Annotated in this window: 21 protein-coding genes; 8 read left to right on the forward strand and 13 right to left on the reverse strand. The window is 42.9% G+C overall.

Translation table 11 applies throughout. The features are described from left to right. Window positions 1–262: 262 nt before the first annotated feature. The gene (locus tag Q8W40_RS01900; protein ID WP_305395641.1) at window positions 263–1,819 is read left to right on the forward strand and encodes a SulP family inorganic anion transporter; all 1,557 of its coding nucleotides are present in this window, start codon (window positions 263–265) and stop codon (window positions 1,817–1,819) included. Between the two features lie 115 nt (window positions 1,820–1,934). Here Q8W40_RS01900 and Q8W40_RS01905 read toward each other — a convergent pair whose 3' ends face one another. Together Q8W40_RS01905 and Q8W40_RS01910 are read right to left on the reverse strand one after the other, a co-directional pair. After that, window positions 1,935–2,531 (reverse strand): DUF1287 domain-containing protein, encoded by a 597-nt coding sequence (locus Q8W40_RS01905; protein ID WP_305395642.1) that lies wholly within the window; start codon window positions 2,529–2,531, stop codon window positions 1,935–1,937. Window positions 2,532–2,648: 117 nt separating this feature from the next. Beyond that, entirely contained in the window at window positions 2,649–3,104 is a 456-nt protein-coding gene (locus tag Q8W40_RS01910; RefSeq protein WP_305395855.1) for a low molecular weight protein-tyrosine-phosphatase, read from the reverse strand. Window positions 3,105–3,194: 90 nt separating this feature from the next. Between Q8W40_RS01910 and cobO the strand changes: the two genes are divergently transcribed. Further along, complete coding sequence (cobO, locus tag Q8W40_RS01915) at window positions 3,195–3,800, forward strand: cob(I)yrinic acid a,c-diamide adenosyltransferase (protein ID WP_305395643.1); 606 nt, start codon at window positions 3,195–3,197, stop codon at window positions 3,798–3,800. Between the two features lie 85 nt (window positions 3,801–3,885). Here cobO and Q8W40_RS01920 read toward each other — a convergent pair whose 3' ends face one another. The 4 genes from Q8W40_RS01920 to apbC all read right to left on the reverse strand — a co-directional run bounded on the left by Q8W40_RS01920 (window position 3,886) and on the right by apbC (window position 9,504). Then, entirely contained in the window at window positions 3,886–4,839 is a 954-nt protein-coding gene (locus tag Q8W40_RS01920) for a nucleoside hydrolase (RefSeq protein WP_305395644.1), read from the reverse strand. A gap of 155 nt (window positions 4,840–4,994) precedes the next feature. Continuing rightward, complete coding sequence (locus tag Q8W40_RS01925) at window positions 4,995–7,328, reverse strand: AsmA family protein (protein WP_305395645.1); 2,334 nt, start codon at window positions 7,326–7,328, stop codon at window positions 4,995–4,997. Between the two features lie 138 nt (window positions 7,329–7,466). Beyond that, on the reverse strand, window positions 7,467–8,108 hold the full coding sequence (udk, locus tag Q8W40_RS01930; protein ID WP_101113618.1) for a uridine kinase: 642 nt from the start codon (window positions 8,106–8,108) through the stop codon (window positions 7,467–7,469). 322 nt (window positions 8,109–8,430) lie between these two features. After that, a complete protein-coding gene (apbC, locus tag Q8W40_RS01935) occupies window positions 8,431–9,504 on the reverse strand; it encodes an iron-sulfur cluster carrier protein ApbC (RefSeq protein WP_305395646.1) in 1,074 nt (357 codons plus the stop codon). A 160-nt stretch (window positions 9,505–9,664) separates the two neighbouring features. Here apbC and metG point away from each other — a divergent pair, with 160 nt between their 5' ends. Further along, complete coding sequence (metG, locus tag Q8W40_RS01940) at window positions 9,665–11,731, forward strand: methionine--tRNA ligase (RefSeq protein WP_305395647.1); 2,067 nt, start codon at window positions 9,665–9,667, stop codon at window positions 11,729–11,731. Between the two features lie 309 nt (window positions 11,732–12,040). After that, window positions 12,041–12,901, forward strand: coding sequence for a hypothetical protein (locus Q8W40_RS01945; RefSeq protein WP_305395648.1), 861 nt, complete (start codon window positions 12,041–12,043; stop codon window positions 12,899–12,901). A gap of 100 nt (window positions 12,902–13,001) precedes the next feature. On the opposite strand, the gene fadR is transcribed toward Q8W40_RS01945, so the two are convergent. After that, window positions 13,002–13,841 (reverse strand): fatty acid metabolism transcriptional regulator FadR, encoded by an 840-nt coding sequence (gene fadR / locus Q8W40_RS01950; RefSeq protein ID WP_305395649.1) that lies wholly within the window; start codon window positions 13,839–13,841, stop codon window positions 13,002–13,004. 637 nt (window positions 13,842–14,478) lie between these two features. Between fadR and nhaB the strand changes: the two genes are divergently transcribed. Together nhaB and dsbB are read left to right on the forward strand one after the other, a co-directional pair. Continuing rightward, a complete protein-coding gene (gene nhaB, locus Q8W40_RS01955) occupies window positions 14,479–16,062 on the forward strand; it encodes a Na(+)/H(+) antiporter NhaB (protein ID WP_305395650.1) in 1,584 nt (527 codons plus the stop codon). Between the two features lie 78 nt (window positions 16,063–16,140). Beyond that, on the forward strand, window positions 16,141–16,671 hold the full coding sequence (gene dsbB / locus Q8W40_RS01960; RefSeq protein WP_305395651.1) for a disulfide bond formation protein DsbB: 531 nt from the start codon (window positions 16,141–16,143) through the stop codon (window positions 16,669–16,671). A 107-nt stretch (window positions 16,672–16,778) separates the two neighbouring features. On the opposite strand, the gene Q8W40_RS01965 is transcribed toward dsbB, so the two are convergent. Beyond that, window positions 16,779–17,372: a YecA family protein gene (locus Q8W40_RS01965; protein WP_305395652.1), complete on the reverse strand. Its 594-nt coding sequence runs from the start codon at window positions 17,370–17,372 to the stop codon at window positions 16,779–16,781. Between the two features lie 153 nt (window positions 17,373–17,525). On the opposite strand from Q8W40_RS01965, the gene dusC reads away from it, so the two are divergent. After that, window positions 17,526–18,488, forward strand: coding sequence for a tRNA dihydrouridine(16) synthase DusC (gene dusC / locus Q8W40_RS01970; RefSeq protein WP_305395653.1), 963 nt, complete (start codon window positions 17,526–17,528; stop codon window positions 18,486–18,488). Between the two features lie 98 nt (window positions 18,489–18,586). On the opposite strand, the gene Q8W40_RS01975 is transcribed toward dusC, so the two are convergent. The 5 genes from Q8W40_RS01975 to yfbV all read right to left on the reverse strand — a co-directional run bounded on the left by Q8W40_RS01975 (window position 18,587) and on the right by yfbV (window position 24,010). Beyond that, on the reverse strand, window positions 18,587–20,047 hold the full coding sequence (locus Q8W40_RS01975; protein ID WP_305395654.1) for a sensor domain-containing diguanylate cyclase: 1,461 nt from the start codon (window positions 20,045–20,047) through the stop codon (window positions 18,587–18,589). Between the two features lie 165 nt (window positions 20,048–20,212). Then, window positions 20,213–21,007 carry an ABC transporter ATP-binding protein gene (locus tag Q8W40_RS01980; protein WP_305395655.1) on the reverse strand — a complete coding sequence of 265 codons (795 nt, stop codon included), beginning with the start codon at window positions 21,005–21,007 and terminating at the stop codon, window positions 20,213–20,215. Further along, a complete protein-coding gene (locus tag Q8W40_RS01985; RefSeq protein WP_305395656.1) occupies window positions 21,004–21,924 on the reverse strand; it encodes an ABC transporter permease in 921 nt (306 codons plus the stop codon). Before Q8W40_RS01985 ends, Q8W40_RS01980 begins: the two co-directional genes overlap by 4 nt. Window positions 21,925–21,988: 64 nt before the next feature. Next, window positions 21,989–22,954 carry an ABC transporter substrate-binding protein gene (locus Q8W40_RS01990; protein ID WP_305395657.1) on the reverse strand — a complete coding sequence of 322 codons (966 nt, stop codon included), beginning with the start codon at window positions 22,952–22,954 and terminating at the stop codon, window positions 21,989–21,991. A 603-nt stretch (window positions 22,955–23,557) separates the two neighbouring features. Next, complete coding sequence (yfbV, locus tag Q8W40_RS01995; RefSeq protein ID WP_305395658.1) at window positions 23,558–24,010, reverse strand: terminus macrodomain insulation protein YfbV; 453 nt, start codon at window positions 24,008–24,010, stop codon at window positions 23,558–23,560. Between the two features lie 344 nt (window positions 24,011–24,354). Here yfbV and Q8W40_RS02000 point away from each other — a divergent pair, with 344 nt between their 5' ends. After that, window positions 24,355–25,551, forward strand: a complete 1,197-nt coding sequence (locus Q8W40_RS02000) for an acetate kinase (RefSeq protein ID WP_305395659.1) — start codon at window positions 24,355–24,357, stop codon at window positions 25,549–25,551. Window positions 25,552–25,629: the final 78 nt, after the last annotated feature.

Genomic DNA, 25,629 nt, shown 5'->3' on the forward strand with positions numbered 1-25,629 from the left:
TAAAAATCAATCTGTCACCATCATTTGAAACTGCATCAATTAGAGCTATACCAATTGAAACAGTATCTATTGAAGTAATAAGAATTTAAGCGTTCATAATGAGTAATTATTGATTAATTGGGTATCAATATTGAACTTCATCACGCTTTTCGGTAGGATTCGCCGACTCAACAGTCGATTATTGAGCTGCTCTTTTAAACAACCTGTTACTCAGCCCCAATAGTCGAAATTACGTATTATCAAGCTAATTGACTGAGCTAACATGTTCGAATTTCCGCAATTTTCAAAGCACTCTGTAAAAAACGATGTGCTTTCTGGCTTAACCGTTGCCCTTGCATTGGTTCCTGAAGCCGTCGCATTCGCTTTCGTAGCAGGCGTAGACCCAATGGTTGGTCTGTATGCTGCATTTATCGTAGGTTTAATCACATCTGTATTTGGTGGTCGCCCTGGTATGATCTCTGGTGCTACCGGTGCTATGGCAGTTGTGATGACAAGTCTGGTTATCACTCACGGTATTCAATACCTATTTGCTGCCATATTACTCGCTGGTATCTTACAGATAGCGGCAGGCATATTTAAGCTCGGTAAATTTATCCGTATGGTGCCACATCCAGTAATGATAGGTTTCGTTAATGGTTTGGCCATTGTTATCTTCTTGGCACAGCTTGGACAGTTCAAAGCCCCTGACCTTGAAGGTGCGCTAACTTGGTTACCTGGTGATCAAATGGTGTTAATGCTCGGGTTGGTCGCATTAACCATGGCTATCATTCACTTTTTACCAAAGTTCACCACAGCTGTTCCTTCCTCGCTTGTTGCGATCGTAACCGTTACTGGCTTGGTCGTAGGTTTGGATTTGGAAACACGCACTGTGGTTGACTTCCTGAGAACAATGAGTGGCGACGAAGCCGCGACATTAGCTGGATCTCTACCAACGTTCTCTATCCCAAGCGTCCCAGTTTCTTTTGAAACGCTACAAATCATACTTCCTTATGCCATCATTTTGGCGGCAATTGGTCTGATTGAGTCTCTACTGACACTAACAGTGCTTGATGAGATGACGAACACGCGTGGTCAATCTAACCGTGAATGTGTTGGTCAGGGTATGGCGAATGTGACCTGTTCAATGTTCGGTGCAATGGGCGGCTGTGCAATGATTGGCCAATCTATGATCAACGTAAACTCGGGTGGTCGTGGTCGACTTTCAGGTATTGTTGCTGCATTAGCATTACTCTTCTTCATCCTATTCGCATCCAACCTTATCGAAATGATTCCATTAGCCGCATTGGTTGGTGTGATGTTCATGGTTGTCATCGGTACGTTTGAGTGGGCAACGTTCAAACTAGCACGACGTGTACCAAAACAAGACTTCTTTGTTATCGTACTCGTAACGGTAGTGACTGTACTTACCGACCTTGCTGTTGCAGTTGCTGTTGGTGTGATTGCATCTGCACTGATGTTTGCTTGGGAACATGCCAAGCACATTTATGCCACTAGCAAAATTAATGACGAAGGCTCAAAGGAATACCACATTAATGGTCCTATCTTCTTTGGCTCGGCTGCAAACTTCATAGAATTATTTGATGCGCCAAATGATCCAGAAGACGTTATTGTTGATTTCGCTGATTCTCGTGTTGCCGACCACTCAGCAATCGAAGCTATTGAAACGTTAGCAGAGCGGTATTCCGCAGCGGGTAAAACCCTTCACTTACGCCATCTAAGCCAAGATTGTCGAGCACTGCTAGATAAAGCCGGCAGCCTTGTTGAGATTAACGTAAAAGAAGATCCAAGCTACAAAGTAGCGACTGACATTCTGGCTTAATCGCTTCTCGCTAGACGTAAGGCAACATAATTAAACCGACGCTACTGCGTCGGTTTTCGTTTATAGCTGGCTAAGAAAGTGCGTTAAAGGAGAATTACTTTAAGGAAAGGTTACTTCAAGGGAAATAGCGATAGTGCCCTGTTATTTTATAATCAAATAACATGTCATCCATTTTCGGTCCCCAACCAATATTGTGGACAATCATAGGTCTTTTTCCGTCATCTGATTTCTCTTCAACAACAATGCCTATATGAGGTAGATTTCCAGGAAGCATCCAAGTAACCACATCACCTGGAAGATAGTTGTTGGCTTCATTGGATACCGCTAAGCTTTGCCCGTTACGCTTAAAGAATGCTTGAAGGTTAGGTACCCGACGGTGATCAATGTTTTTATCTGGTCTTGATAACCCCCATATTCGCTTCGAGGGGTAGTTATCAAAATTGGCTTTCATGTCTTCATGCACTTGTTTTTGAAGGTCTACTCCCAAAGTTCTATAGCTTCGTATGATTACATCAGTACAAACGCCTTTATTTGCCGCCACATCACCGTTTGGATAAGGGATACTGACATAGCTACCATCGTATATCACAAAGTGCTCAGTGCGCTCCATTGCCGCATCAACCAACCCACTAGGGGTTGTTGAAGCTGAGTAGGCTCCGAAGCTAACGATCATAAGGGAGATTAAGGAACAAAGTTTTAACTTATTTGGCATTATCAAACCGTTGTTTAACCCGTTTTTTTAAGACTACCTCAGTACAACTACTTGCTGTGACAACGAAAAGCAAAATGAGAGTCAAATCCTACAATTGCCTTTATCAATTACACGACGCTACTCTGACAATCGTTGTATTAGGTTATCGCTGGCGTCTTCGATTAAATCAATAACCACTTCGAAGCCATTCTCACCACCATAATATGGATCTGGTATTTCATCGTGTTGATTGTCCCCAAAGCTTAAAAACAGCTTCAATTTATGCTGATATTCTAACGGGCACTGCTGTTGAAGATCGGAAAGGTTTGAGCGGTCAGCAGCTAGGATCAAGTCAAAGTGCTCGAAGTCATCTAACCGAATTTTTCTTGAGGTCATCCCTTTAAAGGAATAGCCCCTTCTCTCCCCTGCCTGCATAGAACGTTGGTCTGGTTTCTCACCACTGTGATAGGCTTCCGTTCCTGCGGAATCTACGATCAAATCCAGCCCTTTCTGGCTCGATTTCGCCTTTAAAACGGCTTCTCCAGTTGGAGAACGGCAAATGTTCCCCAAACAAACAACGAGTACTTTTGAAATCTTGTTTGTCATCAGCTTTCCTTATGGTTTTTACCTAGCGTTTGTTACGTTATGATACTCGCATTCAGATCCAGTAAGAAAGGGAAAACCATGTCGGCAGAAGACAGAAAAGAAGAAAGACATAAAGCACGTCAGCAACGAGTTAAAGAAAAAGTTGATGAGCGCATTGCTGCTGCACAAAATGTTAAAGGCATTATGCTTGTCATCACAGGAAATGGTAAGGGAAAATCAACCTCTGGATTTGGCACCATCTGTCGAGCAGTTGGGCACGGTCTGACTTGCTCTGTAGCCCAATTTATTAAAGGTACTTGGGATAATGGCGAGCGCAATTTGTTAGAAAAGCTTGGCGTAGACTTTCAGGTAATGGGTACAGGCTTTACATGGGAAACACAGAGCCGCGACAAAGATATTAAAGCGGCTCAGAAAATATGGCAAGAATGTAAGCGAATGCTCCAAGATGACTCTATCGATGTGGTGCTATTCGATGAAATTACTTACATGGTTACCTACGGTTACATCGAATTAGAAGAAGTCTTGGAAGCATTGAAAAACCGTCCTTTCATGCAATCGGTGGTTATCACCGGTCGCGGCGCTCACAGAGAGCTCATTGAGCTTGCCGATACAGTTTCCGAAGTTCGCAATGTTAAGCATGCGTTTGAAAACGGCGTTAAAGCATTGAAAGGGGTTGATTGGTAATCATCTCTGTTTCACGAGTGAATAAGCTCAACTCAATATAAGTGCTCCCCACATCGTTATGGGCAGCACTTATTCATTTGGAAACTCAAAATTTCTGTCCAAATTTAACAACCTTCTCTCGATACATTGCTAACAGGGCGTTCGTATTCACTTTAGACGCTACCTTCTGCACTGCTCGACCATCGCTTGATTCCCCTTTTATAAGGGTTGTCATCCCCTGCTTTTCTCCATCTGTTGTTACCTCTATCGAGCCCATTTCAAACTCAAATAAATCTGGCTGAACAACGCAGGCAACCGCTGAGGGATCATGCACATGGCAGCCATTAAAACCGATAACCGACGCATAAAACTTCAGATAGAATCGGCTTACATCCCATATAAACTCACCCACTTGCCCTGCATCTTCTTTTAATGACCTGAAATAATCGTCATCAAATACACTGGACTCTGTAACATCTAGCCCGATTATTGAAATGGGCCATGAGGCAGAAAACACTCTCTGAGCGGCATGGGGGTCGTCATGAATATTGGCTTCTGCGTGAGGAGTAACATTGCCTCGATGGTTGTTTAACCCAAATGCACCGCCCATTATCACCACCTCTTTGACTAAGGACGTGATGCTTTCATCCTCTTCAAGAGCAAGTGCAAGGTTTGTTAACGGTCCAACCGCAACAAGCGTTATTTCACCGGGGCTTTCTTTGAGCGTATCGATAATGTAGCGATAAGCGGGCTTGTTAATGATTCCTCCAATATCCACTCCAGAAACATCGACATCACCAAAACCACTTTCACCGTGTACATGCGAAGACGGACCAACAGGTTCCCTTTCTAACGGTCCCTCTGCACCTTTTGCAATGTCGCAAGTAAATTGAAATGTGTTCTTTAAGAACTGGGCATTGCGAGTGCTGTTCTCGATAGTAGCATTGCCAAAAACAGTCGTAATACCAATCAAATTAATGTCGGAGTGTGCCTCTGCAAATAGCAAAGCCATGGAATCATCGATACCAGGATCGGTATCTAGAATGATTTTTTTTACCATACAGTTCATACCTTTGTCGCACTATTAAACTTATCATAAACACAAATTTTCATATCGCTTGTGATGAGATTCACGCTCCAAAGGATAGGATTTTATTGCAATAAAAAAGCGCACTGTCTTGCGAGACAGTGTGCTTTTTATAAAACTACTTTCTTTTAATTGAATAAGCCTTTAAGCAGCTTATCTGCAATATCTTTAGATTGATCAGGTTTAACTTTATCCCCTAACAATTTTTTGATTCCGCGCTCCGCTTCTTTCTTCGCTTTTTGCTTCAGGACATCATCGAAAACCAATTTGAATTTGGGATCTGCCCACGCTCCTGTGATCTGCACAGGGATCGTAACATCTTTCAAGTCATCAATAGTTTCCCCGCCTTGCCCTTTTAAAGACCCAACGATCGATGTGCGAATCAGCATGTCTACATTTTGCTTGATATAGTTGGCGTTTCCTTTACCCGTAATACGCAACAGTGGGGACTGCATATTGAGATTGTCTGTAGATACAACGCCTTTATTCAGCTTCAACGTGGCAGTCATTGCAGAGAAATCGGTTTTCTCTACATTTTCTACCGCGGATACGCCCTGCCCTTTAAACTTCGCATAATTCGTGCGAATAAGGTGAGGCAAGTTGACACCATACACAGCACCGTCCGCGAAGTTGATTTTTACCGTACCTTTTAGGTTTTCTTGCAGCGCTGTAGGCTTCAAGCTTTGACCATTTAACGCCAGATCAATATTGCCCGTACCTTCTAACAAATTGTTATCGATAACATCGATCATCAGAGGCTGTACTTTTACCCCTTTCACTCCACCATTAATACTATAAGAAGGCGTGGATTTTCTTGCATCCAACCTTGCTTTGGTCGAAATACTTCCTTCGTATAAGTTGGCACTAAAACGCGAAAGATCGAGAACACCATTTTTCAACGTGAACTGAGTCGTGACCTTTTGCAATTTCGCATTGTTCGCTTTGAACTTATCAATAACCAGCTTTCCTTTAGCATTAACTAGTTTCAAAGCACTCAAATCAGGTTCAACTTCTGGCGCTCTAGGCGCTTCTTTACCCGCAGATGTATCATTACTCTCAGGGGATCCACTGGCACCGGATTCTTTTGGTTGTGTATTCAAGCCAAGGAATGCGTCCAAGTCAATATTCGGGCTATGCAAATTGAAATTGACTTGAGGGATCGCAGACAAAGTTACACTGGCGTCACCATCAAGTTGAATGTCATTTGCTGTCAGTTTGGTTAACGCCAATGCTAAATGACTTTTCTTAACGTCAAATGTCACACCTGCATCTAAGTCTACTTTCATTGGTGATTGAGGAAGTGCATCTCCTTCTAAGTTGTTTGATAACTTAATTTTCTGCACTTTAATCTTAGAAATAGCTTTGTCGACAACTACGCTCAATGCGCCCTCTGAATCCACTTTCAATCCTGCTAAATCACCAGCAAGTTTGTAAGAAAGATCGTTAGATTTATCAAAAGCAAACGTCGCTAAATCCAAGCGAAATTGTTCGACCTTGTTTGTTGGGTCGCTGAACGAAGCATCAACGCCTAACTTACGCAGTTGGTAGTCTTGAAAGTCTTCTGAAAGGAAGAATTCGGTTCCACCTTTAGCGGCGAAATTTTGTTGTTGGCTTTGTCCACTCACATCAAATTCAATGCTATTCCATTCTCCAAGAGCAAAAGCAGGCAAAGAAAGTGTTGCCTTAGCGTTTAGCCCTAAAGATTTATCTTCCACTCCAGCATCCAGATCGACGTTTCGCAATTCATACTGTTTAAGATCTTGAGAGAGCTTGAATTCCACTTGCCCTTCAGCAGAGAAACTCTGTTGATTCTGTGCTCCTGTTACATCAAATGTCAGCTTACTCCACTGGCCAAATTCAAACTCTGACAGCGAAGCATTGGCATCACTCAATGTTAATAGGCTTCCTGCCTGCTTATCTGATACCGTCACTTTTGCATTGGAAATGGTAATGCCAGCAACAGATACTTGCCATTGCTCAAGTGCTGAAGGTTCAGTACTCGTCTCTGGGCTTTGGGAAGTTGGAGCTGTTTCTGGCTGGTTTTCAACTTTGACAGGGTCACTTTGACCAGATTGAGTAAGAGCATCCAGATTAGAACGCCCATCTTTTAGTGTTTCTAGCGCCACTTCAGCACCATCAAGAATCACATTACCAATAACAAGTTGATTGCTTAGTAGCGGTGTCACTTCAATGGCCAAGCCCACTTGCTCAACTTTTAACAAATTGGGTAATGAAAAGCCTTCTGGATTTCTTAATTCCGTTTGACCAACACTAAACCCCAAGCTAGGAAAAAGTTGCCAACCAATATCCCCTTCAATCACTAGTGTCATTCCAGTGTTCTTCTGAACCTGTTCGACAATCATGGGTTTAAATTGGTTGGGGTTAACAAAAATAATGAGGGCAAGTAAAGCAACAACAATCAAAGTGATTGGTACTGCAATGAAAAGAAGTAGCTTCTTCATCCTGGATTCCTTGAATCTGCGACCGGAGATATATTTAAATTACCTCAAACATACAAAAGTGGCGCATAATGCGCCACTTTTTGTTATGAATTTTTTCCGATTTATCAGAACTTTGACAATCCTGAGTCAACGCACCGCTTAGCTTTTTAGTAGTTTGGCGATATGTGCTTTCAAAACGTCAATTGCAATTCTGTTCTTGCCACCACGAGGAACAATGATGTCGGCATATTGCTTAGAAGGCTCAATGAATTGCATGAACATAGGACGAACCGTGTCTTGGTATTGCTTAAGCACTGATTCCATAGAGCGACCACGGTCTTCTACATCGCGTTTTACGCGGCGAAGTAAACAGATATCTAAGGGCGTATCCATGAAAACAGTCGCATGCATTAAATCGCGTAAACGTGGATCTGTAAGAAGAAGAATACCTTCCAAGATGATCACTTTTTTAGGCGTTAACGACGTTGTAGTCGCTGTGCGTGTATGTTCTGGGTAACTGTACTCGGGTACTTCTACCGCATTCCCTTGAATCAATTGCTCTAGGTGCTTACAAAGCAAATCGTGATCAAGCGCATTTGGGTGGTCATAATTGGTTTTTTCACGCTCTTCCATGCTCAGATGACTTTGATCTTTGTAGTAGCAATCTTCCGTAATCACACCAATATGATCGTCACCGACTTTCGCACGAAGTTCGTTGTAGATTGTACTCGCGATTAAGCTCTTTCCTGAGGCAGAAGCGCCAGCAATTCCCACGATGACGCATTGATTGTTATTAGACATTTATAGCACCTGATACTAATTTGGTAGCTGAGTTGAGTTAAACCGCCCGATTATAGGGAGATACAATACTTAATACCAGTATAGAGTGTCGAAATTATCATTAATATCTATTGGTAATAAGCATTAACATGCATGGTTGTTTGGTTTTCAAGCAGAGTATTCTAAGGCACGTTTTCGGAGGAAAAGATATTATATCGATTGTATATCTAAGGCTCGTTAGCCGAAGTACTTTAAACTCTTCGGCTAACGTTTCATTTTTAGACAACATTAGAGGAATTGTTACAAATTCACTTTAATTAAGGTGCTGCTGTATTTACTGCGATTACACTGCCACAAAGCTTATTGCATCTGGCTTGGCTTTACCTTGCCAATACAAACGGCTTACAACGGTTTCAGCTAGCAAGCGGTAAATATCGGAATGAGGTGAATCTGGGCGAGATACGACAGTCGGCGCACCATTGTCCAGATCTTCTCTAACGGAAATATGCAGTGGAATTTGTGCCAATAGCGCCAAACCAAACTCTTGAGCCATTTGGCTTGCGCCACCATCGCCAAATATATGCTCTTTCTCACCACAATGGCTGCATATGTGGTAACTCATATTTTCAACCATGCCTAATACAGGTACATCGACCTTTTCAAACATAGCCGCCCCTTTACGTGCATCGGCTAAGGCAAGATCTTGAGGAGTTGTCACTATCAAAGAACCTGTCACTGGGATCTGTTGCGACAGCGTCAGCTGAATATCACCTGTTCCAGGCGGCATATCGATAACAAGATAATCCAAATCCGGCCATTCTGTTTCGTTAAGCAGTTGGGCTAACGCTTTAGAAGCCATAGGACCACGCCAAATGGCGGCATCGGCATCATCGACAAGATAGCCAATTGAGTTGGTATAAACCCCATGTGCCTGTACGGGCTGCATCCATTTATTGTCTCGGACATCCGGCTTTTTCCCTTGAGTGCCCAGCATAATAGGAACGGAAGGGCCATAGATATCCGCATCCAACATTCCAACCTTCGCGCCAGAAACATTGAGCGCCATCGCCAAGTTCACGGCTGTCGTTGACTTACCTACGCCTCCTTTAGCAGACGTAACTGCGATGATATTCTTAACACCTTTTACTTCCGCTAACACGGTGGTTTGCATCGCTTTTACGTTACCTACGATGTTGTATTCAAAAGCAGGTATAGAACTGGATTTAATTTGATCTTCAATCCAATTTTTCAGGCTTTGCTGCAGCGCTTTATTGATAAATGGAATCTCAATCTTAATCACACCACTCGCCAAAACAGACACAATTCCAAGAGTCTGGCTCCATCCATCGATCAGCATTGGATGTCGGTATTGTCCTAGCCACTGGCACAGGGCTTCTTTTGATTGAAATTGTTCCATATTACCTCCAATTGTTTTTGTTCATCCTAACACTTCATTCTTTCGCAAAGAACCCTGAAAAAACTAGGATATACGCCTAGTCTGCGGGTTGGAGTACGCTGCTGCTTAAGGTACTATTAGCGGCTATCACATTAATACCTATCTAAAGCGAATAACAAGTATGGCAACCGATCCAAAAAACCTTACTACAAGGAAAATACTGGTAACTTGTGCCCTACCGTATGCAAACGGTTCTATCCACCTTGGACATATGCTTGAGCATATCCAAGCGGATATCTGGGTTCGTTATCAGCGCCTTCGTGGCAACACTGTTAATTTCATCTGTGCAGACGATGCTCACGGCACGCCAATTATGCTTAAAGCACAACAGATGGGTATTACGCCAGAAGAGATGATCGCTGCTGTAAGTGAAGAGCACCAAAAAGATTTCGCTGGATTTGATATCAGCTTTGACAACTACCACAGCACGCATTCTGATGAGAACCGCGAGCTGGCTTCTCACATTTACCTGCAGCTCAAGAAAAATGGTTTTATTTCCAGCCGTACAATTTCTCAGCTGTTTGATCCAGAGAAGGAAATGTTCCTACCAGACCGTTTCGTAAAAGGCACCTGTCCGAAATGTAAGTCTGATGACCAATACGGTGATAACTGCGACAATTGTGGTGAAACCTACAGCCCAACAGAGCTTATCAATCCGAAGTCTGCTGTATCGGGGTCGACCCCCATTATGAAAGACTCTGAACACTTCTTCTTCGACCTGCCTCAATTTGAGAGCATGTTAAAAGAGTGGACTCGCTCTGGTTCACTGCAATCTGAAACTGCCAATAAAATGCAGGAGTGGTTCGAATCCGGTTTGCAACAGTGGGATATCTCTCGAGATGCGCCATATTTCGGCTTTGAAATTCCAGGTGAGAAAAACAAATTCTTCTACGTTTGGCTAGATGCCCCTATCGGCTACATGGGTTCGTTCAAAAACCTATGTGACAAGCGTGATGATTTGGATTTCGACGAATACTGGAAGAAAGACAGCAACGCAGAGCTTTACCACTTCATCGGCAAAGACATCGTTTATTTCCACAGCCTATTCTGGCCAGCAATGCTAGAAGGTTCTGGATTCCGTAAACCAAATAACGTATTTGTACACGGCTACGTTACGGTAAACGGCGCGAAGATGTCCAAGTCGAAGGGGACGTTTGTCAAAGCGAGTACTTACCTAGATCACTTAGATCCTGAATGCCTGCGCTACTACTACGCAGCCAAGCTAAACAGCCGCATAGACGACTTAGATCTCAACCTTGAAGACTTCACTCAACGTGTTAACGCTGACGTCGTGAACAAGATTGTAAACCTTGCTTCTCGTAACGCTGGCTTTATCACGAAACGTTTTGAAGGCAAACTTTCAGATGATTTCGCAGAACTAGAACTCTACAGTGAGTTCGTATCAGCGGCAGATCGCATCGCAGAACTGTATGAATCACGTGAATTTAGCCGTGCAATTCGTGAAGTGACGGCACTTGCCGACAAAGCAAACCAATACGTCGATGAAAAGGCGCCTTGGGTTGTTGCTAAAGAAGAAGGCAAAGACAAAGAACTCCAAGATATCTGCTCTGTCGGTATTAACTTGTTCCGAGTTCTGATGACTTACCTAAAGCCGGTAATGCCAGCACTTGCCGATCGCACTGAAGGCTTCTTGAATGATGAGCTAACGTGGGAAGGCATTGCGCAACCATTAACGGGCCATGAAATCACGAAGTTCAAAGCACTATTCAACCGAATCGATCCTAAGAAAGTAGAAGCGATGGTTGAAGCGTCTAAAGAAGTAGCAGCAGCCGAGAAAGCCGTTGCTGAAAAATCTCAAGAAGCGCAAACAGAAACTGAGCTGAGCAAAGACCCAATTGCAGATGAAATTGAATTTGATGATTTCGCTAAAGTGGACTTACGCATTGCGAAAATCGTTGAGTGCGAGGAAGTGCCAAAAGCAAATAAATTGCTTAAGCTGACACTCGACATTGGTGGCGAAACGCGTCAAGTATTCTCCGGTATCAAGTCAGCCTACAAGCCGGAAGACCTTGTAGGTAAGCACACAGTTATGGTTGCGAACCTTAAACCTCGCAAGATGAAATTTGGCATGTCTGAAGGAATGGTTCTCGCAGCTGGTCCTGGAGGCAGTGACTTATGGTTACTTGAACCACATGAAGGTGCTAAGCCTGGCATGCGAGTGATGTAAATGACTACGCCTTGTAGGTAACTGCATCTTGCAAGTAACTACACGCTAAAACTTAAACCGCCTACCTCGCAGGCGGTTTTTTTATACCCAGTCACCCAGTCACCCAGTCACCCAGTCACCCAGTCACCCAGTCAAAACAATTTTATCGAAGACCAATTTTCCGCAAAGCCCCCTTCCCCCAATTGGGGCAATTGCACTACTCCTAGACATAACCTAGGAAACAACAAACCCTAACTTATTGATTTAAATTAAATAAAAAATTGGCACTGAGTATGCACTCTATCGACTAAACAATCTGGGGAGATGTGTTTGTTTATACTAATCAGCTTAACGGTCATATCCGTTTGTATCGTAGTGTTGTTTTTACGCAGCCAAGTAAAGGCAGAAAATGACCAACGCCATCTCGACAGTCTTCATCTTCTGCGTCAAATTATTCAGTTATGTAGAGCACATCGTACACTGACACATCAAGTGCTTACCGAAGGTAATCAAGCATCACACGCAACGTTAAAGTCCTTATTCAAGTTAAAGGAACAAATCAAATCACTCGCCGCGCAAGCTAAAAAAATCAGCGAGAACTCAAATAAAGCAAAATATCGCGTGCTCCTAATCAACCTAACTTTGATGTGTAAAGAGTGGAGAACCCATAGCGTCAATCGTAAACAAGTATCACACGGTAAAGTCATCCGCCAATGCCTCTACCTTATGGATGAGTCCATCGTCACTTGGATGATTGAAGCATATCGCGACGACATGACAGATCAGTATCACCATGACTGGCAGCTGATTTGCGAAGCTATGGAGTGTCTAACGCAGCTGAGGGTATGTATTCAGGGTATTGAAACGGAAGCAGGAAAACGACGTTACCTTCATTACGGACATTTGATTCAAAGACGGCTAAACCAAATCAGTTTGAGTTGTGCAGTGCCTGTTTCATCCGATGTTCAACTAAAGCTTAGCGATGTGTTAAGCGATCTTGCAGAAGAATCAAACAATAATGAGTCCACCGATACAGATAATTTGTACAAACTCACCAATGGGATATCAGTATTCTTATTTGGTGCTTACGACTACGTTATCAGTTCGATCTGCGAAGAACTCTATGAACCACTACCCGAAGTATTACCTTTAAACCACTTCAATACTCGTCATTCACAAACTTCTCTTTAGAGTCAACGAACAACCTTATGCTCTAGAATGCAAAAACCCGCCAAAAGCGGGTTATGAATATCTACTTATCTAAGCGACAACTGCTTTAAGCGACAATGCATTAACTGTCGTCTTCAGTAAAGTTCGTCGGTAGTGTCACTTTCATCTTATTCCAGATTTGTGCACTTTCAAGCCCGTAATGGCGGATAACAATCGGTAATTGTTCACGAGAACCAGACTCGCACACTTCATGCAATTGTTTGTAGAAGTTCAATGCAAGATCTCGTGCTTCAGGGTTAGAGAAGTAATAGCTACCGACGCGATCATACAACTTCTTCAGACCATTAAAGATAAGCCCGTAGATCTGGTTTCCAGAATGGAAGGCAAGACGTTGGAACAGCATGTAATCGTAAAAGTTGAACGTTTTGGCAATCAATATAGCTTGACGCTTTTCTTCATCTTTCTCATTGTCATCTTTTACGTTAGCACGAATTTTATCGGCGTAAGGCGACGCTTGAACAAACGTATCCCAATTGTCCGATTCTAAAAGCTGCTCACAAGAATCAATTACACCTTGGATTGTCTTTAACGATGTTTCTTTATTTGCTTTAAAGGCATAACGCATAAAGATTGGGCTGATATTGGTACGTGCAGCAAGAAGGTCTTCAACAATGCTCGTTGCGTTATCGGCATCCAAAGTCATTAGCGTATCGAGAATATGCAAACCCGAGGTTTCCATAAATTGGTTAACTTTGGTCGGTTTACCATGCTGAATGGTTAGCCACCCATCACGGGCAAGACGCTGCAACACTTCTCTTAACGTCGTTCTCGTTACGCCAATCAATTCAGAAAGCTCACGCTCCGCTGGTAGGATAGACCCAGGAGGGAAGCGCCCCTTCCAAATACTTTCAATAATGTACTTCTCAGCAAAACCTGCTGGGCTTTTTGCCTTTATAACCATGAATTCGGGTTTCCGGTGCATTTATAACGTAAAATTGCACTCATCATACCACTACTTGCACAATTCAGAAAATAACCCTGTGTATTCCTGCTTTGTTTGTGAGATTACGCGTTAGATTTTTTTATTCTGAGATAGATTAGCGCACTCATTGTGAGTCAAATCTCATTTTTCAACAATTTTAACAAACAGGCAACGAAATAAAATACTTACCCAATGCATGAATCTAACTTAATTTTACATGGAAATTTAGCCTAATTTCGGCAAAAACACCTGAATTTAACCGCTAAAGTGCATTATTTTGATGGTTAACCTAGGCAAGAGTAAAAGTGTAAGCAAAAGTTAAAGTTCGTACTATTCTATGAATCAATGTCGCTAGTTCTTGATAAAAAAGCCTGTCAATTTAACTATTTTAAACATTTTTAGGTTGACTAAATATTACGTAGGAGTAGAGTTGCGGGCGAAAGTATAGGAGTGCTTGTCTTTCTCAAGGAGTGACTTGGCAAGGCTACAGAGGTTTCCATCGAAGTTGTTTTCCTAAGTCACTGTTTAAGATATGATTTTTTATGAAATTCCACATTTCATATTCAGGGATCGAGACACACTCTCAGTGTCGAATTTACAATAAAAGAGTCTTATCATGCCGATGTCACTCGGAAACGCGTTCATTAAGAACTTTCTAGGCAAAGCACCAGATTGGTACAAGCTTGCCATTATCGCCTTTCTTATTATTAACCCAATTGTATTTTACTTTGTAGACCCATTCATTGCTGGTTGGATGCTCATCATCGAGTTTATCTTTACATTGGCTATGGCTTTAAAATGCTACCCACTTCAGCCCGGTGGTCTATTAGCTATTCAAGCGGTCGCAATTGGGATGACCAGTCCAAATCAGGTTTATCATGAATTAGAAGCCAACCTTCCGGTTCTTCTATTGTTAGTATTTATGGTTGCGGGTATCTACTTCATGAAGGAGCTTTTGCTCTTCATCTTTACGAAGATACTGCTTGGTGTGCGTTCTAAGGTACTGCTATCCGTCACTTTCTGTTTCGTTTCGGCCTTCCTTTCAGCATTTCTTGATGCTCTAACGGTTATCGCAGTTGTTATTTCTGTGGCCGTTGGCTTCTATTCGATATATCATAAAGTTGCGTCGGGTAAGGGTTCTCAAGCTAACCACGACCACACTAGTGATGACCATTTATGTGAAGTTACTCGTGATGACTTAGAAAACTACCGTTCATTTTTACGCTCTCTACTTATGCATGCCGGCGTCGGTACTGCTTTGGGCGGAGTAATGACAATGGTAGGTGAACCTCAAAACCTAATCATTGCAGACCAAGCAAGTTGGCAGTTTGGCGAGTTCATGATTCGCATGTTGCCTGTTACTCTGCCAGTATTCTTCTGCGGACTTATTACCTGTGCTTTAGTTGAGAAATTCAAAGTATGTGGCTACGGCACGGATTTACCAGCAAGCGTTAGAAAAATTCTAGTTGATTTCGATAACGAGCAACGTAAGCGCAGAAATAAACAAGATATTGCGAAACTCGTTATCCAAGGCTTGATTGCACTATGGCTTATCGTTGGTCTGATGTTCCACTTAGCGGAAGTCGGTTTAATCGGCTTAAGTGTCATCATTCTAGCTACGGCATTCACTGGGGTTATTGAAGAGCACTCACTAGGTAAAGCATTTGAAGAAGCGCTGCCGTTTACTGCCCTTCTCGCTGTTTTCTTTGCTGTTGTTGCTGTCATCATCGACCAGGAACTGTTTAAGCCAGTAATCGATGCCGTACTCGCATTGGAAGGTGGTCAGCAGATGGTCATGTTCTATATCGCGAATGGTTTGCTTTCTATGGTGTCTGATAATGTATTTGTCGGCACGGTTTACATCAACGAAGTGAAATCAGCTCTTGTTGAAGGCATTATTACCCGTGATCAATTTGACCTACTTGCTGTTGCCATCAATACGGGAACTAACCTTCCTTCTGTCGCGACACCAAATGGTCAAGCTGCATTCCTGTTCTTGCTGACTTCAGCGCTAGCACCGCTTATTCGTTTGTCGTACGGTCGCATGGTTATTATGGCACTGCCGTACACGTTTGTTCTTGCTATTGTGGGTTTGTTCGGTATCGCATTCCTACTTGAACCATTTACGGCAAGTTTCTATGAGATGGGGTGGATATCTCATCATGTGGGCGAAGCGGTAAGTTCGTCACAGGGACATTAATTTTTTTGTTGAATAGAGAACTTATTCAAGATAAAAAGCTCTGAGTTATCAGAGCTTTTTTTATAAGGATACATTACCTTGAACGCTTTATATGCAATCAAACAATTTTCAGAGAGTCGCCTGTCATGGCTTATTCTACTGATTTCTATCGTGGCACTGGAAGCTACGGCTTTGTACTTTCAGCACGTTATGATGTTGGCTCCATGTGTAATGTGTATTTATGAGCGCGTTGCTATGATGGGAGTGGGCTTCGCGGCTATTTTGGGTATGCTACACCCTAAAAACGTCATCGTTCGTTGGCTTGGATTTTTTGGATGGGGAGCCAGCGCTTATAAAGGCTTAATGCTTTCGCTGCAGCATGTCGACTATCAATTTAACCCTTCCCCTTTTGCTACCTGCGATATTTTCGTCTCTTTCCCTGAGTGGGCACCACTTCATGAGTGGATGCCATCAGTATTCAACGCATATGGCGATTGCAGTAAGGTTGTGTGGCAATTTCTAACACTATCTATGCCTCAATGGTTAGTCGTTATTTTTGCTGGTATGTTAGTTGCGTTGGCGGTTGTGGTTATTTCTCAATTCGCTAGAAAACCAAGAACGTTATTTTAAGGATAAATGCCACAAGCCTTTGATTTATAAAGATGCTTGAGTATAGAAAAATAAAGCTCCGTATAGGAGCTTTATTTTATGGGGAGAGCTAGGGGATAACGATTAAACTAACGACCGCAACATTTCTTAAATTTCTTGCCACTTTCACACGGGCACACGTCATTTCTTCCAACGGTTTTATATGGATTCACGCTTTGTGATTTAGCGCCAATCATTAGCTCATCAGCCGCCATCGCCACTTCTGAAGTCATAATATCCAACTGAGGTAATAGATCTTCTAATCGAGGGGGGTTATCTATTCCTGTCTGTTTCATTTGCTCACGGGTTTGCTCTTCGTCAATCCCCAGCATAAATGCGGTAAGCAGGGCTTGTAACATCCGTGCAGTACCGTCAGACACTTGCGATTCAAGCCATTGCTCTTCAATGATGGACCACACCGACATAAAGCCTTCAGAGAAATCGGCAAACGCTTCTTTGTCATTTGCCCATTCAGATGGTCTATATTCGCTAGACTTTATCGACGCATACTGGTTGTTTATTTGATCAACTATCTGCTTCTCTATCTCTTCAGCTTGTATTTCAGGTAGCCATTTTTTGGGCTCCAGCGGTTGAGTCGCGAAGTTAGCGGCCAGCACTGCACCCTCGTAAAAATAGGCATTTTCACCATCGTAACCATTTGGCAGAGAAATCAGTTGGTACATTTTGTTTATCTTGTTTCTGTATGTTGGTGGGGATTATACCCAAGTCATTTGAAGAAACCAGATACTGCTGTTTTGCTTGTCTACTCACCACCGGTTTTGCATTAAATAAGCTTCTCGCATACAATCGCGCAGCCCTAAAATAAGGTAAAAACTATGCGTGTAATACTTGGACCAATGGAAGGCGTATTAGATCATCTAATGCGTGAAATTCTGACCAACATAAACGATTACGACCTGTGCGTTACGGAGTTCGTTCGTGTGATTGATCAGCTATTACCAGACCACGTTTTTACCCGTATCTGCCCGGAAATCAATACCGGAAGTAAAACCAAATCGGGGACGCCTGTTCGAACGCAGTTACTTGGTCAAGAACCCAACTGGATGGCTGAAAATGCCTTTAGAGCCGTAAATCTCGGTTCCGATGGTATTGACCTTAACTTTGGCTGCCCAGCCAAAATGGTGAACAAGAGTAAAGGTGGTGCCGCTTTGTTGCAGCACCCTGAACTGATTTATCAAGTCGTTAAAGCGTGCCGAGAGGCCATAGACCCAAACGTCCCAGTCACAGCAAAAATTCGGCTAGGATGGGAAGACCCGAATGATTGCTTTGAAATCGTCGATGCCATTACACAAGCTGGTGCTAATGAGATTACGGTACATGCTAGAACGAAATCAGGGGGTTACAAAGCCAGTGAAATCAAATGGGAATACTTAGCGAAGCTAAAACAGAAAGCCCGTATCCCTTTGATCGCAAATGGTGAGATATGGAACTACGCAGATGGGCAACGCTGTATTGAAATGTCGGGGATAGACTCACTAATGGTTTGTCGAGGTGCCTTCAACGTACCTAACCTAGGAAATGTAGTAAAACATAATCACCAACCTATGCCGTGGCACGACGTCGTTGACCTGCTACTTCAGTATTCAGAATATGAAATCCAAGGTGACAAAGGGTTGTACTACCCTAACCGAGTAAAACAGTGGTTTTCGTATCTTAGACAAGAATATCCTGAAGCTGCGGCTTTGTTCCGTGACATCCGCACCTTTAATAAAGCGGCGCCGATTGTAGATCACATACAGCGATACCGAGATACAATCCAGAGCGTGAGTACGATTTAAACACGACATATACTCTGTAAAATGCAAAATAGCGAAAGGAAAGTCACTCTCGCTATTTTTCATTTGAAGCACTAGGGTCTATTGACCTAAAAACGTCCTCAAAAGATCACCTGATTTTTTCCTGACTCCTTTGCATGGTAGAGCTTTTTATCTGCAGACTTAACCAAATCTTTCAAGCTTGCCTGCTCTTGATTATCTTCGACACACACACCGCCAGATAAAGAAAAACCGCACTCAAGAAGCTCATAGGATTGGCTGGCGACTTGCTTTTGAATTCGATGAGCAATGTCGACAATAAGCTGTGGGCTATTCGCTCGAATGTATACGACAAACTCTTCACCACCAAATCGAGATACTGCATCCATTTCTCTTAATACAGCCCGCATCTGATCGGCAACAAAGCAGATCACTTCGTCTCCTTTTTCATGACCATACGTGTCGTTTATCTTCTTGAAGTTATCAATGTCAAATACCGCAATGCCTTCAAACTGATAACGACATGGCTTTTTGAATTCAATTTCCAGCCCTCGCCGATTGAGCAGCCCCGTCATTGAATCTTTTTCAGCTAAATTTTGAAAGTAACGGCGCTCGAAGTTCAAATTCAAATAAAACAGGCTGATCACAGTTAAAATGTAGATAATCGAAATGATGAAGACAGCATTTCGCTCTTCATGGAGTAAAGACAATAACTCATCGACAAAATCTGACTCATAAAACAGCGTATGCTCAAACGCCACCCCTTGAATAGAAAGTGGGTACACAAAGTGTCGATCACGTACGGTGTGAAGTTGCTCGTTGTGCACCAAGTGCAATTTTTCACTCAGTGAAGACCCTGAACTCAAAAGCAGATCGGTTTTAATCTCTAATGACACCACGCCTTTAAAATCCTCTCCCTGACTAACGGGCAAAGACAACGTGAGCACCCTTTCGAGCTCATTTGCGTTTTCAACTGGACCTGTAACGGTTATCGAATCTGAATTGCGGCTGGTCAAATACCAGAATGGTTGAGATTTAAAATGCTCAATAGAGGATCGATCAATATTTTTCGCTAAAGTATCAGGAGAAGAAATCACTAACCCCTCTTCAGCAACGTAATAAATACCCAATATATGCTCGTCAAGATCGTGTAGGAATGACAGCATCGGCGCTAAGTCCATCATTTCTACAGCGCGTCTATTTAATACAGAACCTCGACGACACATCGATTGGTCGCCCGAGATCATATAACTAATATCCACCGCAGGGATGTTTAGGTTTTTATCCTGTGCTAAAACCAGCGCTTCGATTGGCCAAACATGGCAGACACCATTATTGACTTGAGAGTTATGCTGAAAGTGAGGAAAGTTTTCGTTCTGATAGTGAGTAGAAAGAGTGTAGTCAAGCGAAGTCAGAATTTTCACTGAACGATGAATGGCGTTTTCAACCCGTTTATATTCGCGTTCAACCCTTTTTTCATTTCGTTCGAAGTAATTTATAGCCACCATCAACAACATGCCGATAGCAAATATTGCTGGGATGAGAAATACATATCTTAAGCTCATGTGCTGGGTCGACATCATATGAACCCCAGACAAAAATAAAGTGTTTTAAAACACATACTGAAATAACACGCCAATTTTGAACGAAAGCGCAATATTAACAGCATCTTAATAAAAGAAAAAACCCTCTTTTGAGCTAAAGAGGGTTTACGTTTACGTTGAGTAATTTATCTCTTAAGAAAAGAATTAATTTAGTAATAAGCTATCATCAGCAAGTTCCTCACCACGTACTTTAGAGAACATTTCGAGTAGATCAGGGACAGACATGTTTGCTCGTTCATCTCCGGCAACATCTAACACAACCTCGCCTTGGTGGAGCATGACCGTTCTATCACCACACGCTAACGCATCTTTCATAGAGTGAGTAACCATCATTACCGTAAGATTGAATTCATTCACAATCCGCTTCGTCAAATCGATAATGAATGCTGCCATACGAGGATCCAGCGCAGCGGTATGCTCATCTAAAAGCAGAAGTTTACTCTCAGATAAAGTCGCCATAACGAGACTGACTGCTTGACGCTGTCCACCCGATAATAGACCAATGTTATCCCCTAACCTATCCTCTAAGCCTAAACCCAGAATACTGATGCGCTCTTGGAACAGTTTTCTTCGTTTTGATGATAAAGAAAAGCTCCATCCGCGACGCTTACCACGCATATAAGCTAGCGCCATGTTTTCTTCAATGGTGAGATCGCCACATGTACCAGCCAGTGGATCTTGAAACACGCGTGCACATTGGCTCGCACGTTGGTCAACGGTTTGGCGAGTCACGTCAACGTTATCAATAATGACACTGCCACCAGCCATCGGTGTTTCACCAGTAACGGCCCCAAGCAGGGTAGATTTACCTGCACCGTTGGAACCAATAACGGTAAGGAATTCGTGTTCAGGAACGGTAAGAGAGACACCTCTTAAGGCTCTGTTTTCTAAAATAGTACCTGCGTTAAAGGTAACTTGAATATTGTCGATCTGGATCATGCTACCTCCTCAGATTCAGACTTTGCAGGCTTACCGCCCTTTTTTGCGTTAAGGTTTCCTTTCAGTTTTGGTGCAATCAGAGCCAAAGCAACCAACACTGCAGTGACAAGGTTCAAGTCTGAAGCTTGTAGCCCAAACATACCTGTACTTAACGCAAATGCCACTGCAAGTCTATAAAGTACCGAACCAACGATAACGGCTAAAACCGCCACCCAAATTTTGCGACCAGGGATTAACGTCTGCCCAAGAATCACTGCTGCTAACCCGACAACGATGGTACCAACTCCTGAAGTGACATCTGCAAAGCTGTTTGTTTGAGCAAACAATGCCCCAGAAAATCCAACGAAACCATTTGATAACGCTAAACCAAAATAGGTATAAAATGCCGTGCTCGCACCTTGCGACGCCACCATTCTCGCATTTACACCAGTCGCTCTAAGACCTAAACCGAAATCACTATTTAGAAGGCGTACAACGAAAATTGCCGACAGTAATACCAATACCCCCACCACAATTGGGCGTACATACATAGAGTCACCCAAGGCTTCGAATGGCGTTAGGATTGTATTTTCGCCTATCAATGCAATATTAGGTCGCCCCATAATACGGATATTGATAGAAAACGCGGCGATCATGGTTAATATAGAAGCTAAAAGGTGCAATATTCCACATTTCACGGCTAAGAATGCCGTAACCCACCCCGTTGCTGCACCAGCAATAATTGCCATACCTGTTGCAATCCACGGGTCAATACCTGCCACAATGGCTGTAGCAGCAACGGCAGCGCCCATTGGGAAGCTACCATCTACACTCAAATCTGGAAAATCTAGAACTCTAAACGTTAAATAAACACCCAGTGCGACCAATCCATAAACGAGCCCAATTTCAAGGGCTCCAAAAAATGCAAAAGCAGACATAACAACTCCCTTTCTGCTTGATATAAAAAGCCCGAATAGCGAGTACTATTCGGGCTTAGTGTTATTATTTTACGCTAGTTGCACGATCCAGAACGGATTTAGGAATGGTGACACCAATCTTTTCAGCAGCAGTTTTGTTCACAACAAGATCAGAACCTTTTGCCACATTCACATCTAGGCTACCCGGTTCCGCACCTTCTAAAATAGCGGCTACATAATCAGCCGTTTGGACACCGACTTGGTAGTAATCGAACCCTAAGCTTGCCACTGCACCTTTCTCAACATAAGAGGTAGCACCACCAAGGACTGGCGTTTTCGCTTGATTCGCCGCGACGATCATACCTTCAATGGCACTCGCAACGGTGTTATCTGTAGGGGCATAAATCACATCAGATTTAGCAGAAATGGCTTGAGTTGCCGATTGGACATCCGCACTCTTTAGAGCAGTCGCTTCAACGACTTTTAGGCCTTTTGCATCTGCTGCTTCTTTCAAAAGCTCAACCAGAGTAACCGCATTCGCTTCGCCGGGGTTATAAACCACACCGATAGATTTAGCGTTTGGTAAAATCTCTTGGATTAAGTCAACGTGTTGAGCAACAGGCGATAAATCAGATAAGCCTGTGACGTTTTTGCCAGGCTTTTTCATGCTGCCTACCAGCTTAGCGCCAACAGGGTCAGTCACCGCAGTGAATACAACCGGAATAGAGCGGGTTGAAGAAACCAGCGCTTGAGCGGTTGGCGTTGCAATACCAACCAACACGTCAGGGTTTTCACCGACAAATTGACGCGCTATTTGTACCGCAATCGCAGGGTTACCTTGCGCAGTACGATATTCAAATTCTAGATTTTTCCCTTCTACATAGCCCTTTTCTTTAAGGCCATCGAGCAAACCCTGACGCGTCGCGTCCAGAGCGGGGTGCTCTACGATTTGTGATACGGCAACTTTCGCCGTTTTAGCAATAACACCTGTAGAGGAAAGTAACGCTGCACCGGCAATACACGCGGTAGCAATGATTTGACTTGCTTTCATCTTGACTCCTTGATTCAGCAGTAAAGTTGTTGTGATGTTGTGGCTGCCAATCTCCTGGCGGCTTACTTGTTTTATTTCTTTGATTCCAAATACTCTAAATATTGCACCTATGGTCTGGTGACCTACTTATAAGTCTAGGAAATCTGAAACAAACAGCTACTAATTATAGTTTCTATATTTTGTACGCGCTTATTTACGCATATGTACACATTTTTACCAGCAAGGCTCAGTAAAGGGAAGAGAGGATTAACAACAAAGTAACAAAACGTGAAATTTGCGTTAACCAGCACACAAAACCACTATGTTTAAGAGTGAGCAAAGTAATATTCTTATCATTTGAATAAAAAACAGATGATGTTTTTTTAATCAATAATGCGAAATAAATCTTCACTAATGAATTTGACTTTTATAAATATAAATGAAAGAAGTCGCGCTATTTTACATGCTGAATTGGGACAAGAGTACTTGGTTACGTGGCTACAGATCGGCGATATAACAACAAAAAAGGAGGCTAGGATCGAATGATCCTAGCCTCCTTTCTAAGAAGTTACCTTATGATGAACCACTTGATAAGAAGCAGAGCAATCAGAATTTTATCTGACTTTAAAACCAGCGCTCCAACGCAGATTTATCCAGCTGCCTAAACGCACGATTGAGCGTTATGGCCAATTCTTTGTATCGTGGTTTACTTTTTATCGGCTCAAGCGCGCCGCCTGCTTCAATAATTTTTTGATGAATTTCTCGGTACCAGCTTGCAAGTGCTGGCGGAAGTTGTGTATTAGAGCGGTTACCCAACCACCACATACCCTGTAGAGGAAGGCTAATCGCAAATAAAGCCATCACAATGGCTTGGGGCATCGCTTGCTGGTTTTCAAACACCATTTGCATCAGCACGCTGATCGCAGCGACAGCTGGCATCACTTTGACACCAAATTTTGTTGCCTTAATGATGCGTTGTTCTGGAAAAAGAGGGGTCAGCTCCTTTCGCACAGGCCAAGTATCCATGTATTTTTGACCATCTTTCAAACTATGGATGAGCCCGACTTTATTGTTCATACCAACCTCTCACTAAAATAAATTGACAACCTTTAAAAAAAAGCTGCAAAAAAATTGATTCTAGTTAAAATGCACTCAAATTTTTTTGTTATCTTGGGTCATTATCGCTATCCTTAGCAAACCCTCAATCTCATTGTTGCTGTTATTTACAATTTAGGCAACCGTGAGTGTTATTTGCAAGGAAGCGTATTCGCGTTGATTAAAGTATCAATGCGTCCAACGATACGGAATTTCAAGTATTTTTTGACCAAGCGTAATTTGTCTTTTCAAAAAGACATTTATGCTTGCGATTGATTTTCATCCTTAACTGATTCTTTTATCAGACGAATAACAGGTAGTCACTCATGTCTAAGCTAGTTTTAGTTTTAAACTGCGGTAGTTCTTCACTTAAGTTTGCAATTGTTGATGCAGCAAACGGCGACGAGCACCTTACAGGTCTTGCTGAATGTCTTCATCTTCCAGAAGCTCGCATCAAGTGGAAACTTGATGGAAAGCACGAAGCACAACTAGGTAATGGTGCTGCGCACGATGAAGCGTTGTCTTTCATTGTTGAAACTATTCTTGCTTCAAAGCCTGAGCTTGCAGATCAAATGAAAGCAATTGGTCACCGTGTAGTACACGGCGGCGAGCAATTTACTCAATCTGCATTGATTGATGATGCCGTTCTTAAAGGTATTGAAGATTGTGCAGCATTAGCACCTCTTCACAACCCAGCAGCAATCATCGGCATCAAGGCTGCACAAAAAGCCTTCCCAAGCCTACCAATGACCGCTGTATTCGATACCGCATTCCACCAAACTATGCCAGAAGAAGCTTACCTATACGCACTTCCGTACAACTTGTACAAAGAGCACGGTATCCGTCGTTACGGCATGCACGGTACTTCTCACCTATTTATCGCTCGTGAAACAGCTGAGCGTTTGGGTAAACCAACGGACGAATTGAACATCATTAACTGCCATCTAGGTAACGGTGCATCAGTTTGTGCAATCAAGAACGGTAAGTCTGTTGATACTTCAATGGGTCTGACACCGCTTGAAGGTTTGGTGATGGGTACTCGTTGTGGCGATATCGACCCAGCAATCATCTTCCACCTTCACGATGCACTTGGTTACTCTGTAGAGCAAATCAACACCATGCTAACAAAAGAGTCTGGCCTTGCTGGTCTTACAGAAGTCACTTCAGATTGCCGATTTGTTGAAGACAACTACGGTAAAAAAGAAGAAGCGACACGTGCAATGGATGTATTCTGCCACCGTCTAGCGAAATACGTTGCAGGTTACACAGCAACTCTTGAAGGTCGTCTAGATGCCATCGTATTTACTGGCGGTATTGGTGAAAACTCTGGTCCAATCCGTGAAATGGTTCTAAACCGTCTTGGCGTATTCGGCATCGAAGTTGACGAAGCAGCAAACCTAAAAGCACGTTTTGGTAAAGAAGGCACCATTACTAAAGCAGAAAGCCGTATCCCTGCAATGGTTGTCTCAACAAATGAAGAGCTTGTTATTGCTGAAGACACTGCGCGTTTAGCAGGTCTATAATAAACTGACTTTTACTGGCTAACGTGCCGATGAGTGCGTTTAGCCAGTTCTTATTTTCAGCTTTGGGAACATCCTAGC

The organism is Vibrio penaeicida, assembly GCF_030689305.1.
Classification (GTDB): Bacteria; Pseudomonadota; Gammaproteobacteria; order Enterobacterales; family Vibrionaceae; genus Vibrio; species Vibrio penaeicida_B.

What these genes read in the sequence shown, in the direction of transcription:
- dusC (WP_305395653.1), top strand. Translation starts at nt 17,526, where the DNA reads ATGCGTGTAATACTTGGACCAATGGAAGGCGTATTAGATCATCTAATG.
- yfbV (WP_305395658.1), bottom strand. Translation starts at nt 24,010, where the DNA reads ATGAACAATAAAGTCGGGCTCATCCATAGTTTGAAAGATGGTCAAAAA.
- Q8W40_RS02000 (WP_305395659.1), top strand. Translation starts at nt 24,355, where the DNA reads ATGTCTAAGCTAGTTTTAGTTTTAAACTGCGGTAGTTCTTCACTTAAG.
- apbC (WP_305395646.1), bottom strand. Translation starts at nt 9,504, where the DNA reads ATGGAACAATTTCAATCAAAAGAAGCCCTGTGCCAGTGGCTAGGACAA.
- metG (WP_305395647.1), top strand. Translation starts at nt 9,665, where the DNA reads ATGGCAACCGATCCAAAAAACCTTACTACAAGGAAAATACTGGTAACT.
- Q8W40_RS01925 (WP_305395645.1), bottom strand. Translation starts at nt 7,328, where the DNA reads ATGAAGAAGCTACTTCTTTTCATTGCAGTACCAATCACTTTGATTGTT.
- Q8W40_RS01980 (WP_305395655.1), bottom strand. Translation starts at nt 21,007, where the DNA reads ATGATCCAGATCGACAATATTCAAGTTACCTTTAACGCAGGTACTATT.
- Q8W40_RS01975 (WP_305395654.1), bottom strand. Translation starts at nt 20,047, where the DNA reads ATGATGTCGACCCAGCACATGAGCTTAAGATATGTATTTCTCATCCCA.
- fadR (WP_305395649.1), bottom strand. Translation starts at nt 13,841, where the DNA reads ATGGTTATAAAGGCAAAAAGCCCAGCAGGTTTTGCTGAGAAGTACATT.
- Q8W40_RS01905 (WP_305395642.1), bottom strand. Translation starts at nt 2,531, where the DNA reads ATGCCAAATAAGTTAAAACTTTGTTCCTTAATCTCCCTTATGATCGTT.
- cobO (WP_305395643.1), top strand. Translation starts at nt 3,195, where the DNA reads ATGTCGGCAGAAGACAGAAAAGAAGAAAGACATAAAGCACGTCAGCAA.
- Q8W40_RS01920 (WP_305395644.1), bottom strand. Translation starts at nt 4,839, where the DNA reads ATGGTAAAAAAAATCATTCTAGATACCGATCCTGGTATCGATGATTCC.
- Q8W40_RS01985 (WP_305395656.1), bottom strand. Translation starts at nt 21,924, where the DNA reads ATGTCTGCTTTTGCATTTTTTGGAGCCCTTGAAATTGGGCTCGTTTAT.
- Q8W40_RS01990 (WP_305395657.1), bottom strand. Translation starts at nt 22,954, where the DNA reads ATGAAAGCAAGTCAAATCATTGCTACCGCGTGTATTGCCGGTGCAGCG.
- Q8W40_RS01965 (WP_305395652.1), bottom strand. Translation starts at nt 17,372, where the DNA reads ATGTACCAACTGATTTCTCTGCCAAATGGTTACGATGGTGAAAATGCC.
- nhaB (WP_305395650.1), top strand. Translation starts at nt 14,479, where the DNA reads ATGCCGATGTCACTCGGAAACGCGTTCATTAAGAACTTTCTAGGCAAA.
- udk (WP_101113618.1), bottom strand. Translation starts at nt 8,108, where the DNA reads ATGTCTAATAACAATCAATGCGTCATCGTGGGAATTGCTGGCGCTTCT.
- Q8W40_RS01900 (WP_305395641.1), top strand. Translation starts at nt 263, where the DNA reads ATGTTCGAATTTCCGCAATTTTCAAAGCACTCTGTAAAAAACGATGTG.